The organism is Microbulbifer maximicatervae (SeqCode), from assembly GCF_052467815.1.
Map to the genome: position 1 here is coordinate 4922649 of NZ_CP174326.1, position 16562 is coordinate 4939210.

Here is a 16562-nt window from a genome sequence, read left to right on the forward strand (position 1 = left end):
GCGGCTTTTCCTCTCCCAATCAATAAATCTTTTTCTTTTCTATATTTACATCTCGTTTTGTATCACATATAAATCGAGTAACATTCAGTTGACATGCACCTATATCCAATGTCCTTCGGTTAGTATAGAGCTGGCCATCGCACAAAATTTCACCACTGAGATACACCGTAGCTAGCTACTGGCTAGCGTACTTATATATGGAAATACTCACTTACTGAAACGATTTTCACACAGAAAAAACAAAGGCAGGAGCAAACCTTGGCAGAAGGTTATATCTCCAGAATAGAGCCAATTGGAATAACAATGAGAAGAAGCTTAATTATGCTGGTGCCCGGACTGACACGAGTCACCAGCACCGCCCAACTGTCAGAGTTCACCGAGGGAATGATCGCAGCCAGTGAGCGTATGCCTCTCACTCAGATTTCTGATCCTACCGTCCCTGCCGGCATCAACCGCCTGAGGGTCAACGATAAGCAGGAGCTTGATCTGGTTGAAGCTTACTGGAACGACTTGGTTCCTAGCATTACCCAGCAGAGCCTGAAAGTCCGCTTAGCCCGAGGCTTCTCCCTAATCTGGTTCTGGCTGGCCAACCTCCATATTTGGAAAGGGGTGCTTAAACGAAAGTACCTGACATTTGGTCTAACCCTTTCAGCATTAGCCTTTATTGTTTGGTACATTGGTACCATCATTTTGTTTGTCGAAGCTGTTGAGCCCACCAGTGACAGCCCGTTTTATCCCGCAGTACAACAGCTCAAGCAAGGTGTTGAGTATATAGGGGGCTGGCGGATCTGGCTGATTGCTACTGCCGTTGTTGCCGTTATGCCGGTTGCCTTACTAGTAGATATTTCTGACTTTTGTAAGCGCTATCTCACCAATGAGCCGGCGGCCAAGGGCAAGCCTGCAGTCCGCTTTGAGATTATCCGACGGGTCAGAGAACAGCTCGAAAACAGTATTAAACTTTACGACTACGATTCCGTAACTATTGTCGGACATAGTTTTGGCAGTGTTGTTACTGTAGACCTTTTTGCCGATCTTCCGCCAATCGGTAAACCAATCCGTATCCTAACAATGGGGTCCCTAATCGAAGTTCTGGGTAAGCAGGCTCCTTGGCTGCAGAATGAAGTAGAGCAACTGTCACAAAGAAAAGATCTAATCGAGTGGATTGATATCAAGTCTCACTCAGACTGGTTTGCCAGTGGTTCTGCGGTCCCAGCACGCCACCACTGTTATGAGCGAATTATCGGGTCTTACGGTACTTTTCCGGACAAATTGGCAGCTCGAGTTCACTCCCGATATTTCGATAATCAGGAGGCTGTTCGCTTACTGCTGACTTACTTTGAAAAGCAAAATGATCCCAGTATTTCGCCAACCTCGCACGAGATTTTGGAACCGGTATAAAGGGGTACCCAGACGACCAAATCAGAAATAAATGTATCTATACCTCAGCCCCCTTCCGGCGACTGGAGAGGGCCGAGCAGGACTATTAAAATGAAAATTAAAGAGGGAGCGATCATGATAAGGCAGCCAATAGCAATCTTTGCAGTTTTAGCCTTTCTTACCATTCTAGTTAGCGGATGCTCACAAATGGCGCCGCGCTATGATGCTGCGCTATACTCCGATTTAACCACTGTCAATGTAGAGATAATGGAATTTTTCTCTTCAGTTTCCAGTGGAACCAACAAAGATTCTTACTCAAAAAGAGATGAGAGATACCATGCATTGATCGGCAAAGTAGATGCGCTGGCAATGCAATCGAAAACCCGCCCTGCGCCTGAAAGTAAACTACTCAAAAAGATTAACAACTATTTGGAATCCTCTGGCAGGAATATTAGCTTTGAGCGGGAACCCCCCAGTGTTGCGTCATTGGAGAAAATTTCAGAGAGTTTGAACATGATGCGCACGGTAGATGAAGATAAGGGCCTAAACGCAACCGCTGTTTCTCTATTCAAAAATGAAATTGTTGTTTCCATGGACCAAGCACTCACTTATGAGTCTTTTCTGAATCGCTGAGGAAATTACTATGTCTATTGACGTTAACCAACTCGTTGCAGATATCAAAGGGGCAGCTTCTGCGGTAATTAACAGTGATATTTCTGAACTCAGGGGGTTTTCCGAGCGCCAGTTATCCGCAATGGCTCAGCAAACAAAAATGATTGCTAAAGCAATTGCATCTGATGAAATATCTGGCGATCTGCAAGATTACTTTCTCGACTCCCTGGAGGATATGGCCAAGAACTTCGCCAACACTTTACGTGGACTCCTGTTAGTCACCATTGAGAAAGTCTGGAATGCAGTTTTGGGAGTTCTCTGGGGAACAATTGAAGCTTGCACCGGCATTTCCTTGAAAGCTGCTATCTGATTTCTATTTAAATTGGGCTGGGGTAACTCAGCCCTCCCCCCTACACTCAATCAAGATTACTCACCGGATCACCCCCACTACCAAGGACACTATTCAGTCAGTCTGAAACAGCTCATGTTTCTGGCTCTCAGGATTTATTGAGCATTCACCAACGGGTAAAAAGAGTTTAACCCCCCTGTAAAGAATTATTCATCAAGACGCGTCAATGTACGCGCGCAAATAACTCAAGCCGCTTACCAGGCTGGTTAACACTTGCTGAATCACTACAAACTGGGGTATCCCGATGAATACTAAAAAGACCTACCTGGCAGCCGCCATTTCGGTGGCCACAATAATGAGTGCCAGTCCCGTGACCGCTGAAGACCTCAGCAACGCACAAATTGAAGAAGTAATGGTTCTGGGCTCCGGTAGCACTTTTAACAGCAGCGAAGTATCTGAGGCAATGCGCAAGCAACAGTCCTCTATCACCAGCGTTAATGCATTGATCGATAACCTCCCCGGTGTCTCAGTCAATGAAGGAGATACTTACGGCTTTGACGACTGGTCAACCAATATCAGTATTCGCGGATTTACTAACAGCTTAGATGAACAGCAAATTGGCACCACCATCGATGGTATTCCCAATGGCGGTTCGAATTACGGTGGAGGCTCAAAAGCAAACCGCTTTGTTGATCCGGGTAATATCGGTTCAGTAGAAGTATCACAGGGTACTTCAGATATCGCTTCACGTTCCCACGAAGCCCTGGGAGGCACTATTGATTATCGCACTGATGATCCTTTGGACACACAGCGCAGTCGAATAGAACTGTCCACAGGCGAATTTGATGCACAGAGAGTATATTTTCGCTATGACACTGGTATTTTTGCCGGGAACAGCAAAGCCTGGATCTCATACTCTAACCAGGAAGCGACCGACTGGATTACTGAAACTGCTGAGAATGAACGAGAGCACATCGCGGCAAAACTAGTGACCAGCTTGGAAGCTGGTACCATCAAGGCCTACCTATCTTACGACGATATCCACGAAGATAACTATCAACGAGTCTATTCGGACGCCCAATTTGAAGAGTACCCTGAAAACGATTTCCTTACCGGCAACTGGTCCGGTATTCCTTATATCGATCAACTTTATCGCCGTGGCTGGTCTACCTTGCGTGAGAACCTGCTGGCCTACACCCAGTTCGATTTTGACCTGACAGATTCATTCAATCTACAGGCCGGACTCTATTACCACAGCAACGAAGGCCGCGGGGACTGGGTGCCCCCTTACCTGGTTGATATTACAGATGACAGTGAACAGGGCGAGTCCGAGTTCCTCGGCGGCTCAACTGCCTACGGCGGTAGCCAGTCGGGCATCATTTATTTTGTTGATGTTAATGGCAATGCCCTTACTTACGATGAAACATGTACAGCGTCAGTCACCAATATCTATGGCGATTCAGGACCGGCCTACAACCCAGATTGCTATGCAGTAGGTGCTATACCCGCAATGTCTTATCGGCACACTCATTATGAGAAAGAGCGTGCCGGACTGACTCTAGACTTTACATACGCTACCACCATCGCCGGATTGGACAATGAGCTACGAGGCGGCCTCTGGTATGAAGACTCCACCCGTGACGAACACCGCGATTGGCACAAAGTCACTGATGCAACTCAAGGTGCCAGTTTCAATTCAACACCTTACTGGGTGCAATACGACCGCAGTTACCCCTCAAGCAGCACAAAGTGGTATTTACAGAACTCCCTGACCATCGACACTCTCACTTTGACACTGGGCGCCAAGCAGTTCTTTGTCGATGTTGAAAGGGAAGATCTATTTCAGGAGTCTTCCGATGTAAGTGTTGACTCTGACTCAGATATCCTGCTCTCCGCCGGTTTGATTTGGGAAACACCCCTGGAAGGTGCAGAGCTGTTCGCAGGCTACGCTGAAAACTTTAAGGCGATTGGAGACAGCGTATTAGAGCGGCCCGATTCAGATCTCGACAATATCGAACCGGAAACCTCAGAGACCACAGAGCTCGGGCTTCGCTATACTGCCGATAATTTCTCGGCAACTGCCACCTACTTTCAAAATGATTTTGAAAACCGGATCATTTTCCTGGATAACAACACTGCCGCAGGTAATAACTATTTGATTGGTACCAATGGGACCTATTTTAATGCCGGCGGAATCGAATCTGATGGTCTGGAACTTTTCCTGGACTACAATTTATCAGAAACTCTAAATCTCTATACATCCTATACCCTGCTGGACACTACCTATATTGGCTCAGGAAACTCAGCAGTAGATGAAACTCAAGGAATAACACCAGGGAATGACGTAGTCGGAATAGCTGATCAACTCTATGTGATTGGCCTGGATTGGAATTCTGAAATATTTTACGGTGGCATCTCCAGTAAGTTTACCGGAGATCGCTTTGTCGACTTAGACAATAGCTGGGCAGCTGACTCCTATGTAGTTGTCGATGCCTACCTGGGCATGAATCTGGGAGAATTTAGCCCGGCACTACGGGGAGCCAACCTGAATTTAGTGATAAATAATTTACTGGATGAGGATTACTTAGGAACTGTCGTTTCTGGCGGTGCCTGGATAGGTGCTCCACGGACAGCCTCACTCTCTGCAACTATTGATTTCTAAGATTTTTTTGGCAGCCACACAATCGGCTGGAAATGCTAGCCGATTGTGCGTATGTTTAGTCAAGCAGTAGATTCAAAAATAAAGTGCAATAAATAATAAATATAGTCGAAAAATAATTTTGATTATTTGCGACAAATATAAATAATCCAAAAATATGCAAAGAGCTCTTTCAATGAACAGATTGGCTACAGCAATCCTGACCCTGTTTCTTTCTACTCAATCCCTTGCCGCAGACAACCTCGTATTAGTTACTATCGACGGCTTGCGCTGGCAGGAAGTGTTCTCCGGTTATGACCCTGAACTTCTCAATCACACAGAGTTCACTGAAAATAAACAAGACCTTATCAATCACTTTCACGGCGATTCACTCACCGAAAAACGTCAAAAATTATTGCCTTTTATCTGGCAAACAGTGGCTAAAGAAGGGGTTTTAATTGGCAATCGCGACAAGGGATCTAAAGCACAAGTTACCAATAGCTGGTGGTTTTCCTATCCCGGTTACAATGAGATTTTAACCGGCTCCGCCGACCCCAAAATCAATAGTAACGACCCAACTCCCAATGCCAATACTACCTTTCTCGAGTGGCTAAACAGCAAATCTGAGTACAAAGGCCAAATCGCTGCATTCGGTAGCTGGGGGGTATTCTCCTCGATACTTAATCGTGATCGCAGTGGTATTTACATTAACGCAGGGCTGGAAGCTGCCAATTGGCCAAAATTGAGCCAAAGAGCAGGGTTTCTCAATGATTTGCAGGGGCAACTGCCGGTTTTCTGGGAAAACGTGCGGCCCGATGCATTTACCTATGGATTTGCAAAAGAGTACTTAATTAGCAAAAAGCCCAAGGTAATGTACATTGCCCTGGGTGAAACCGACGATTTTGCCCACGATGAGGAATATCACCAGTATCTCCACTCCGCACATCGGAGCGACATGATACTCGCCAAACTCTGGCAGACACTGCAATCTCTTGATCAATACCGAGACAATACCAACCTACTCATTACCGTTGACCACGGGCGCGGCAACACCGCTGAATCCTGGCCCCACCACGCCAGTGGCCCAGCCCTGACCCAATACTTCGGTAAAGAAGACCACCCCCACAAAGCGGGTATACCCGGCTCCAATGAAATCTGGATTGCGGCGCTGGGCCCAGACATTAAGGCCTTGGGAGAAGTATCCAGGGGAGAAGCCATTTTTCAGGATCAGATAGCCGCAACCGCACTACAACTGCTCGGCCATAAGTCAGAAGAGTTCTCGCAGGATAGTGGCAAAGCAATAGACAGTATTCTCAAATAAACCTTTGTTCAGCCAGGCCTGGCAAGTTCGGCTGAACAAATTTTCACCGCCTTGGACCAGTAATATTCTGGAGCCTGATAACAACTTAAAGAACCCATCAATTTAGTGTTAACAGGCTCTAGCTGCCCCGCCCCGGTTTCCGCATAATGCAGGCCGCACTCGCAACTGAAAACAGATGGCCTGATGTATGTGGTTTAAAAACCTCCGTATTTATCGTTTGACGAAAGAATTTTCCCTGGATGCTGAAAAATTGAACGAATTGCTGGAGCCCCATGCATTTGTTCCCTGTGGCAGTCAGGACAGCACTCGCTATGGGTGGGTGCCTCCACTAGGGCGCCACGGCAGCCAGTTGGTGCACGCAACGAATGGCTACCTAATGGTCTGTGCTAAGAAGCAAGAAAAAGTGATTCCTGCTGCGGTAGTCAATGAGAAAGTTGAAGAGCTGGCACAAGCTATTTCTGAAAAAGAAGCCAGGCAGGTAGGTCGCAAGGAGCGGCAAAACCTTAAAGACGAGATTCTCCTTGAAATGCGCCCCAAGGCATTCGCTCGCTCCCGTCTGCAATATGCCTATATTGCACCTCAGGATGGTTGGGTAGTGGTTGACGCCTCTTCTGCCTCCGCCGCCGAGGAACTGCTGGAGAACCTCCGCGAGGCTATCAGTAGCCTTGCCGTGGTACCACTCTCCGCTAAGAATCTGCCACAGCAAACAATGACCCACTGGCTCAGTGCCCCTGAAGCACCGCATCAGTTTGATTTTGGCCACGAATGCGAGTTGCGCGATCCCAAAGACAGCGGCAGTGTTATCCGCTGTAAAAACCAGGACCTCTGTGCCGAGGAAATTCACAATCACTTGGTAGCGGGACTACAAGTGCACAAGCTGGGGCTGACCTGGCGTGGGGGCGTTGAATTCCTGGTAGATGATCAGCTGTCTCTAAAGCGTATCAAGTTCAGTGACGAGCTTCTGGAGAAAGCCGATAGCGCCGATGCAGAAAGCGCAGCCCAGCGATTTGATGCAGATTTTGCGGTGATGACTCTGGAGATCTCAGCACTGACCAAAGACTTGCTCTCCGCCTTCGGTGGCGTCAACACCGAGTCGGCTAGCGTTGAGGAACTGGTGGCCAAAGCCAGCCGCCAAGAGGCGGAGGCTCTGGCCAAAGAGGTAGAAGAGGTCGTTCTTTAGGGAGCTCAGATAGTGATACGTGCCTGAAAGGCACGTATCACCTGCTCCCTTCCCCACCAATCAGATCTCAACCATTGGGCGGCCAGGTTCGGTCCACTGAACGTGGTACTTGCGTTGCTCAGGCTGGTCCACACGCGCAAAGGTATGGGCTCCAAAGAAATCCCGCTGTCCTTGTAGCAGGTTCGCCGGCAGCGACTCGGTGCGGAAGGCATCGTAGTAATTGAGCGCCGATGACAGGGCCGGTACCGGAATACCATTCAGAGTGGCGCTCGCCACCGCTTGGCGCCAGTTGGCCTGGTGATCGGCAATCTGCTGAGTGAAGAAATCATCCAGCAGTAAGTTGGAAAGCTTGGAATCTCGATCGTAAGCATCACTGATAGATTGCAGGAACACTGCTCGAATGATGCAGCCTGCACGCCAAATTCTGGCAATTTCAGAGAAGTTCAACTGCCAGCCCTGCTCCCGTGCAGCCAGCTTCATCAAATCGAAGCCCTGAGCGTAAACACAGATCTTTGCGCAGTAGAGAGCGTCGTGCAGCTGTGCAATCACTTCTTCCCGTTGCTCTGGAGCCACTGGTGTCAACTCAGGCCCTTGCAGTTTCTTCGCTGCGCGGGTACGCAATACCTTCCGGGTAGATAATGAACGGGCGTAAACCGCTTCGGCAATACTCGGGGCCGGACAGCCCACTTCCAGGCTGCTCATGGCTGTCCAGAGACCAGTACCTTTTTGCCCTGCTCGGTCGAGGATAACGTCTACCAGCGGTTGTTCTGTCACGGAGTCCAAGGTAGAGAGCACTTCCGCACTGATATTGATCAGATAGCTGTTCAGCGGGCCTCGGTTCCACTCGCGGAATACTTCTGCAATTTCCTCTGGGGCCATACCCAGCGCCGTGCGCATCACATGGTAGGCCTCACAGATCATCTGCATATCGGCATATTCAATACCGTTATGCACCATCTTCACATAGTGGCCTGAGCCTATCGGGCCGATATAAGCCGCACAGGGCTCACCTTCGCGAACCGGGTTGCCAGGCTCAAAGCGCTCAATCGGCTGGCCGCTGGCTTTATCCACTTTGGCGGCGATAGCATGCCAAACTGGCTCAATACGACTCCAGGCATAACGGTCGCCGCTGGGCATGAGGGACGGCCCAAAACGAGCACCCACTTCGCCACCGGATACTGCGGTGGTGAAGAAAATCAATTTGCCTTCATACCGTTTAGCCCGCTCTACAGAGTCGGTCCACAGGCTGTTACCAGTATCAACAACGATGTCGTCAGCCTTCAAGCCCGCATCGAGTAGCTTGCTGCATACGTCATCAACGGGGGCTCCAGCCGGAACCGAGAGAATAATCAAGTGCGGGGCTTTAACCTTCGCCAATAGCTCTGTGTAAGAGTTGCAGGCTTCAACACGCGCAGGCAGGTCTCCACGCTCTTTCTTGTCCTGCTCCAGCAGCGCATTCAGCCGGTTGTGATCCAAATCAAAGGCACAGACCCTATAGCCATTGTCGGCCAGGTTCAGGATCAGGTTCTTACCCATCACACCGGCGCCGATAAAGCCAATATCGCACTGTGAATCAGACATCAAGTTCTCCATATAAAGACAGGGGGCTTTCAAGGGCGCGGAGTATAGCAATATGAATCTGGAGCAGGGAGAGCAAAAACCAAACAAAATTGCCCAGAGCCCCGTAAATACAGCCTACAAGCGACAGAAATCGGCAAAAGCTTGGCTCTTCCCTCATACACTCCTCAATACACCTTGAAACAGGGATGCTTTTGCCTTTTAGTGCCAGGCAGCGATTCAATTGGGTCTATCTAAGATTCCGAGAGCAACTTTTGACGCTTGATGAACTATAGCGGGCGTTTTAACAACCTGAGAAGCAGGGAATAAGGCTTAATGTACTTCCTCATTCCGGCAATTAGTCCCCTAAAGATTGTAAAGATGGCAGGGTATAAGTATCTGCACCCAAATCTCATTCGAAGCTACTACATCAGTGAGGTTGTTAGATCCACCGCTAACGTTAATCTTCCATATAGCCACACCTTAATTTACTTAGCGATAAAAAAGCGCTTATTATCATCGACACCGCAAATATCCATAGTGATCCTAATTTACAAGTGAACTCGCAGGCTGTACCAGCCAGAAGTGAAACAGCAGGTCAGTGTTTATTTGGATCTATTCTAGACCTCTTTCGAAATATTCCTATTACAAGGAATACATACTAAACCAATCAGAAACTCCCACCGATAATTCTACAATACACTAAGACGGCCACCTTATATTTAAATTTTCAATATTGATTAATTAAATTTTAAATCACTTACATTATGAGATACCTCACCAGCCTAAACAGCAATAAAATACCAATATCAACTCTTACTTTCCTACAACTACACAACCTTAAATTACAGAGCTTTACAATAGACATTTTTTTAATAACCCACCAAAAGCATAAAATATTTTCTTATATGCGCACTTAAACCTAACAACAATTAAATCCCGCGAAAATAAAAACAATTAACCACTTAAATCTAGAAAAAATTACGACTGAAAATTAAATTCACGTCTATTTAGACAGGACACCCCCCCAACAAATGCCTCAATTCGTCTTTACTGGTGGGAGGTATTGGGATTTGTCCCAAGCTTATTATTGAATACAACCAAATTTCATTACCCCCAGCGATGATGATCACTTATAAAAATGACGCATATAAAGTGAAGTACAAGCGATGCGTCTAAATCAATAATTAACAGAGACATAAGGAATATTATTACCATGAAAAACATCCTTACTGCAGCTTCTTTCTGCATGGCATCTTTTGGGATAATCGGGCTAGCAAATGCGGAAACCTGGTCGCCCTCAGGCGCTATAGGCCTCGCAAATGTAGGTACTTTCACCGTTCAAAAAGGCATTTCGCTCAACTGCTCACTATCTGGCAGTGTGAGTTCAACTGGAGCCAGCGCTGAGGTAGGCAGCATGGCATTATCAGGGGGGTTCCTAAATATGTGCAATAGAGTGGTATTTAATAACTTACCCTATGACCTCGTCGGAAATGCTAACAATACTGTAACCATACAAAATGTATCTGTGAAAGCGGTAACAGGTGAATGTGCTGGAAATCTTACTGGATCATTTAACCAGTCAAATGGAAGAATTACTTTTTCCAATGCTCAAATCCCTAGTGTGGGATCCGGTAGCGCATGCGTAATCAACGGTGTAATATCAACAAACCCTCAATCTTCCTACACTGTCCCCTAAGCCACACCTAACCTCCAAATACCACTAGTAAAACTAGTGGTATTTGGGATCGTCCTAAGGTAGAAATTTATATTTTTATCTTCGACTTAAAGATATTTACCTTTACTAACATAACAACAAGATAACAAATCCAACATTATACAGAGGTACCTACAACCTCACCCGAACAATAAAAATACATGGGAGAAAGCTAATACGGGGCGTTATAGGAATAACAGTAGGCTGGCAAAAATTCCCCACACCAACCTACCGCTACCTCTCACCATCCAAATCATAAAGAATGTAGCAATTCACCACGTAAAAATCAGAACCCTTTACTAATATTAAAGCCGACGATCCGTGGTTCTAAAGTAAAGACATTAGTTGTAAGACCCGAATCATCACTATTGGTAAACATATCCGTGATAGGCGCATCATCAAATATATTCTTTACATAAAGCTGCATATATAGATCGGAATTCGGATTACTTAAGCTGACAGAAGCATTGAGATTACCCCAAGCCTTCAAACGGTCATATTCAGTATTATAAACCCGAGCATAAGTCTCTGATTGGCGATAGTAATCTGCGCGCAGAGTTAAATCCCAATTCTCAATAGGTATCGTATGCTCAACACCGAAATTAAAAGTAAAGCGTGGCGCATTGGGTAGCTCATTGCCACTTAAGTCAGCAGCAAAACCCCGACCTCCATTTGGAGCATCAGTTAGAGGGTTATAAGGGTCGACCCCGTAAGCCAAATCATGTCTCAACCAGTCTTCGACCTCAATCTCGGGTGAAAATGAACCATACCGCGCGGAGCCAGAACAGAGTGACCAGATAGCAAATATGTTAGGTGCACTCATAACTGTTTCTACTAAATCTACAGGAGCAATACAATTAGATGGGACTTGAATACTGGGGCGTACCAGTACCCAATCTTCATTGCCCTGTGTACGATCCATTACATCAATAGACTCCTCTCCATCGGCAATTCGGGTTTTAAGATATCCTAAATTCATATCTACCCGAGTTGCTTCTGTAAGCTGCCAGGCTAGCTCCAGCTCAACTCCCATCGTCTCTGCGTCAAAGTTTTCATTGAGAGAAATTCTGTCAACAATTTGAGAGACCTGGTAGTCGGTATAGTCGTAGTAAAAGGCATTAGCATTTAACGATAAACTGCCATCGAATAGAATGTTCTTACTACCAAATTCAATCGCATTTACAAACTCAGGCTCAAATGAATCCTCTAATGGCTGAAATTGAACTATTTCTGGATCAACCTCAGCTCGAGGAGGGTTAGTACCACCTCCCTTGTATCCATGGGCAAAAGATACATAGAGCATTGTTTCGTCCGTAAAAGGCGTTTCCGTACGCCAATCCAGAACTGCACGTCCAGTGTATTCACTCCAGTTTTGCGTGACTTGCTCACCCTCTGGATAACCACGATGTACAAGTCCTCCAGAGAGATTACCAGAGGAAACTTCGCCAGTTTCTGGATCATAATAAGTCCCCAGTAGTAACTGACTGGGAACTGGCGTAGAGCGTTTTCGATCATCAGTATAGCGAAGACCGGTAGTGAGTTTTACATCCTCATTAATTTGCCAATATGCTTCACCAAACAATGCCCAGGAACTAACTTCTACTAAATTTCGGCTCAGAAAATAGTTGTGCCCTTCCTCATCAATATTCTCTATTGAGTTAGGATCAACATACATACAATCCGAACCAATATTTTCTTCCGGATCAGTACAGTTTTGTGAATATAAGAGGAAGTTTTCATCGTACCCAGAATTGTATAGATACTCTGCTAACATACTGAATATGTTATTAAATACAAAATAGTCATCCTGGGTTTTGAAATCCAAATAGTTTGTGCCTACCGAGAAATTCCAAGGACCGTCAAAGGATGTCTGCAACCGGAATTCCTGGCTCCACTGCTTGTTATCCGATCGACTAATATCAACCGCTAACAATCCTTCTGCCGGCCCCAATTGTGGGTCGGTATAAATTCCTCCAGGAGTGGGCTCTAGGTCGCCACCATCATTAAAGATGGGATCTGATACATAACGGTTATAATCTTGGGAGGAGTAGTAATCATCCTTCGCATAGGTTGACTGAGAGTAAAATGTGAGGGAATCCGACAGGCCCCATTCAAAATTCAGTTGCACCAGGTCATTCTCGGCACGAAATACCGGGTCATAACTAGTCTCAATCTTGCGAAGATCTCGAGACTGAGTCGTACCTGCATAAGGATCAGTATACCAATCGATGACCTGGCCATAGCTCGTGAAAATTAACCCTGTGGCCAAAATACTTGCAAAACCTTGAGCATTGGGTGCACTGTAAGCCTCCTCACTATAAATCGAACTCGGCAAACAACCCTGACTAAAAAACACAGGCGTAAAGCCTGTTAGTTCAGTGTCACCAATATGTGTTCGGCCTGGATCTTTAGTACAAAGCTGCTTGCCCGTACGCGAGCGCTTATCATCCTCCTCAAAGTGCTGCCAAATTAGATTGGCACTAAAAGATTCACTAGGCTCCCACTCAAATATTGCACGAGTAGAATACAAATCACGGTCATTAACATCATTGCCGGTATAAGTGTTGTAATCAAAGCCATCGCGTTTGGTCATAGCTCCGGATAAGCGCAGCGCCATAGTTTCACCAAGAGGCATATTAAACATACCGCTGGCGCGTTTGGAGTCATAACTGCCTACCTCTGCCTTAATCTCAGAGGAAAACTCGTCCTCAGGCATAATTGGCAACATGTTAACCACACCCGCAGTAGCATTACGACCATAAAGCGTCCCCTGTGGGCCGCGCAACACTTCTACACGCTGGACGTCAAAAAACTCTTGCTCAAATAATCGATTACGAATTAAAGGCGTATTATTAAAGCTCACCGCAACTGCCGGGTCAGAAGCAGCAGAAACCGCCTTAGTGCCTATACCGCGAATAGAGAAGTTGTAGGTACTGAAGTTGGACTTGGAAAAATTAGCATTGGGGACGGCACGAAGCAGCTCTTCTCCACGCTCAATTTTAAGATCATCCATATTGTCGCCACTGAGTGCAGATACTGCAATTGGTACATCCTGAATACTCTCTTCAATTTTCTGCGCGGTAACCGTAACTTCCTCAATTGCCTGGCCGGGACGTTTAGTTTCTTCATTCTCCTGGGCAATGGAAATGGTAGGAGCAACTGCAATTGCCAGAGAGGCAAGAATAGTACTGTACCAAGGAGTAATTTGGTATGAATGTCCAGATTGATAAATCGCTTGTGCAATCAATGTTTTCTTTTTGACAGGTTTCATCATCACACTACGTCTCTCTTTATTGTCGGTATTATTGGGTTATTGACCTGATATAAACCTTTTTCAGGTACAACAAAACCTAAGACGCACAAATGATAAAGAAGGGGGGATAAAAAAATAAAATTTATATTTCTTAAACTGTAGCAGAATTTCAGACCAAAAAATCGCTAGACTACAACGGCATCCTCTATAAGAATACGCAAATGATATAGCGGTTTATCACTAATTATTCCAAGAAGTCTCATTACCCAACTCTATACCCCATACAGAATCACCTGCTAACCGGCACAACCTCAGAATAATATTCAATGGAGATCAGTACCCTCATGGTATTTCTTCCACCACTTGCCTAACCTTGACCAATGCGCGCTGTATTAGCTCTTTAACCGACTCCTTAGAAATCCCCATCTGTTCAGCAATTGCCTGGTAAGTCATCCCCTCAAATCGGTGAAAACGAAAAGCTGCGCCAGCCCTTGGCGGCAACCCCAAAATGGCTTCGAGTACACGAGCATAGGCCTGTATTCCCATTACCGTACGTTCAGGACTGATCATATAAGGAATATCCACCTTGTAATCAATTGAATCATGAAGACCACCGCACCGCGACTTCTGATGCCTGCCATGACTAATTAGAAGATTTTTTGCCATAGCATAAATATATATTCTTGGATTTTCGATTTCCCCCCCATACTTTTTGATTCGAACATATAACTGAATAAAAACCTCTTGTACCAAATCATCAACATCGGACAGGTTAACCCTGGATGAAAAGTAACGCTTCAAATCTAATCCATATTCCCCTACCCAGTGAGCCACATCATCCTGATAAGAATTTTCCATTTTCTAGTAAACCGCCTCATCTGATCGACTAGTTTTTTCGAGCTTCTGGAAAATTTTGCAATATCATCTTGCAATCTACAGAGATTCACCAGGGGCCACTAAGAAAACAAGCAGTCGACCAATTTTGCTTTTGATCAAATTATTTTTGTTGTACAAGCATAACCTTCTTTTTAAATCGCACACTAATCTAAGACTTTAGTTTTATCGAAATACAATCCCCCCTTCAACCCAAAAGAACAGACAAAGAAAACACACGATAAACGACCACCTCCAATAGGTGGGAAAAACCAACGCCTAAATTGCAACCAACAAAAAATTTGATAGTAAGGCAAAAAAACCAAAACTAATCAAATCGTAGCCTATTAACCTTCAAAAGGAGGAAAAATAAAAGAGCAATAGGTGGCACCACTAACAGAACAACCTCAAGCGCAGAAAAACTACATTGCGGAATACAAAAATAGCATTACTAACTTCTTCCAACTTCATAGTAATAAATTAAATTCTCATACTTATCTGAAATCCAGAAAAGATTCATACTCTTCATCCTATTAGAAAAAAATCACATTTTTTTGACTAAAAACTTATGCAAACGGTTTTCAATCTACAATTATTTCGCTATGCTGAAGCACTTTCCTGACTTTTTATTAGAGCCGACCTAGTGGTAACTTACTAAGCAAGTGGCACTTTCGTTTATGGGATATATCAAATCACCTTACAAAAAGCCCAGATTTGCAACTAGATTTCTTTTTGGCAGGCTGCTAAGTGCTGAGCCGATTGCTTCATAATGAATAAACTCTATGCTTGTTTATTCTTTATTCTATGCCCTGCCCTAGGCCTGTCGAGCTCGGTCAACACGGATACCATCCCCTTCCAAATCCCCCGCAGCCATAGCCTGGAACTAGCGGACCCAGCCAGTAAAAGGATTTACCCCCTATTCATTAAACTGCCAAAAAGTTACATGAACGCCCCTCATCGTCGATATCCTTTGGTGTTGATAACAGATGGAGACTCGGCCTTTCAGACCATTTCTGGTGCAACCCAAGTGCCGATGGAATTTGGTAAGCTACAAGAAGTCATCCTGGTTGGACTGTCATACTCAAAAGGCTCAAGCGATCAAGTCAGCCGCATTCGAGATTTCACCCCCACTACAGACAACAACTGGAAGTATTTGACAGGCAAAGCAACTGAGCATGCAACTTTCATCCATGACGTCATTTTGCCCCACCTGTCCAACTCTTATCGCCTAACTGGAAGTGGGCATACTTTTATAGGACATTCTCTAGGAGGCCTACTAGGTACTTATATGCTGCTTACCAGACCAACCGGTTTTAACAACTACATCCTCGGCAGCCCCTCTATATGGTACGACAGTGAGAACATTCTCAGCATCAAAGCCGCTCCCAGCCCTATTCCCCGGAAGGTGTTTGTTGGAGTAGGCTCCCTAGAAACTCCAGTAAAGAGTCAAACCCGCAACGATATGGTAGGGGGAGCAAAGAAACTTCACAGAAAGTTAATCGAAGAAAAAGGAGTTGAGATAGAAAGCAAGCTACTCATTATTCCCGGAGCAAATCATGGCACTTCATTTCCAACAACAGCTATTCAAGGATTGGACTGGCTATATAAAACAAACCTACAGCAAGGGAGTAGCAAGCCCCAATAAGAGAAAGCTGCTTTAGTCAGTATCCCATAGCTCGAACATC

Annotated in this window: 11 protein-coding genes; 8 read left to right on the forward strand and 3 right to left on the reverse strand. The window is 45.6% G+C overall.

The genetic code is table 11. The annotated features are described in order from the left end of the window. Window positions 1–303 precede the first annotated feature (303 nt). The 6 genes from ACJJIW_RS21305 (at window position 304) to rdgC (ending at window position 7477) form a co-directional block, all read left to right on the forward strand. Complete coding sequence (locus ACJJIW_RS21305) at window positions 304–1398, forward strand: alpha/beta hydrolase family protein (protein WP_444917751.1); 1095 nt, start codon at window positions 304–306, stop codon at window positions 1396–1398. A 90-nt stretch (window positions 1399–1488) separates the two neighbouring features. Continuing rightward, complete coding sequence (locus ACJJIW_RS21310; protein ID WP_444917752.1) at window positions 1489–2010, forward strand: hypothetical protein; 522 nt, start codon at window positions 1489–1491, stop codon at window positions 2008–2010. A 10-nt stretch (window positions 2011–2020) separates the two neighbouring features. Continuing rightward, window positions 2021–2359, forward strand: coding sequence for a hypothetical protein (locus ACJJIW_RS21315; RefSeq protein WP_413662708.1), 339 nt, complete (start codon window positions 2021–2023; stop codon window positions 2357–2359). A 283-nt stretch (window positions 2360–2642) separates the two neighbouring features. Beyond that, complete coding sequence (locus ACJJIW_RS21320; RefSeq protein WP_444936299.1) at window positions 2643–5000, forward strand: TonB-dependent receptor domain-containing protein; 2358 nt, start codon at window positions 2643–2645, stop codon at window positions 4998–5000. A 172-nt stretch (window positions 5001–5172) separates the two neighbouring features. Continuing rightward, window positions 5173–6297, forward strand: a complete 1125-nt coding sequence (locus ACJJIW_RS21325) for an alkaline phosphatase family protein (protein WP_444936300.1) — start codon at window positions 5173–5175, stop codon at window positions 6295–6297. A 187-nt stretch (window positions 6298–6484) separates the two neighbouring features. Then, window positions 6485–7477: a recombination-associated protein RdgC gene (gene rdgC, locus ACJJIW_RS21330; protein WP_444907720.1), complete on the forward strand. Its 993-nt coding sequence runs from the start codon at window positions 6485–6487 to the stop codon at window positions 7475–7477. A gap of 60 nt (window positions 7478–7537) precedes the next feature. Here the strand turns inward: rdgC and gnd are convergent, their stop codons facing one another. Continuing rightward, window positions 7538–9058 (reverse strand): NADP-dependent phosphogluconate dehydrogenase, encoded by a 1521-nt coding sequence (gene gnd / locus ACJJIW_RS21335; protein WP_282932002.1) that lies wholly within the window; start codon window positions 9056–9058, stop codon window positions 7538–7540. A 1192-nt stretch (window positions 9059–10250) separates the two neighbouring features. On the opposite strand from gnd, the gene ACJJIW_RS21340 reads away from it, so the two are divergent. Beyond that, a complete protein-coding gene (locus ACJJIW_RS21340) occupies window positions 10251–10733 on the forward strand; it encodes a PraA/PraB family alkane oxidation protein activator (RefSeq protein WP_444893259.1) in 483 nt (160 codons plus the stop codon). A 304-nt stretch (window positions 10734–11037) separates the two neighbouring features. Here ACJJIW_RS21340 and ACJJIW_RS21345 read toward each other — a convergent pair whose 3' ends face one another. After that, window positions 11038–14025 carry a TonB-dependent receptor gene (locus ACJJIW_RS21345; protein ID WP_282932001.1) on the reverse strand — a complete coding sequence of 996 codons (2988 nt, stop codon included), beginning with the start codon at window positions 14023–14025 and terminating at the stop codon, window positions 11038–11040. Window positions 14026–14346: 321 nt separating this feature from the next. Then, window positions 14347–14862: an RNA polymerase sigma factor gene (locus ACJJIW_RS21350; RefSeq protein ID WP_444893258.1), complete on the reverse strand. Its 516-nt coding sequence runs from the start codon at window positions 14860–14862 to the stop codon at window positions 14347–14349. A gap of 784 nt (window positions 14863–15646) precedes the next feature. On the opposite strand from ACJJIW_RS21350, the gene ACJJIW_RS21355 reads away from it, so the two are divergent. Beyond that, a complete protein-coding gene (locus tag ACJJIW_RS21355) occupies window positions 15647–16522 on the forward strand; it encodes an alpha/beta hydrolase (protein WP_282932000.1) in 876 nt (291 codons plus the stop codon). Window positions 16523–16562 lie beyond the last annotated feature (40 nt).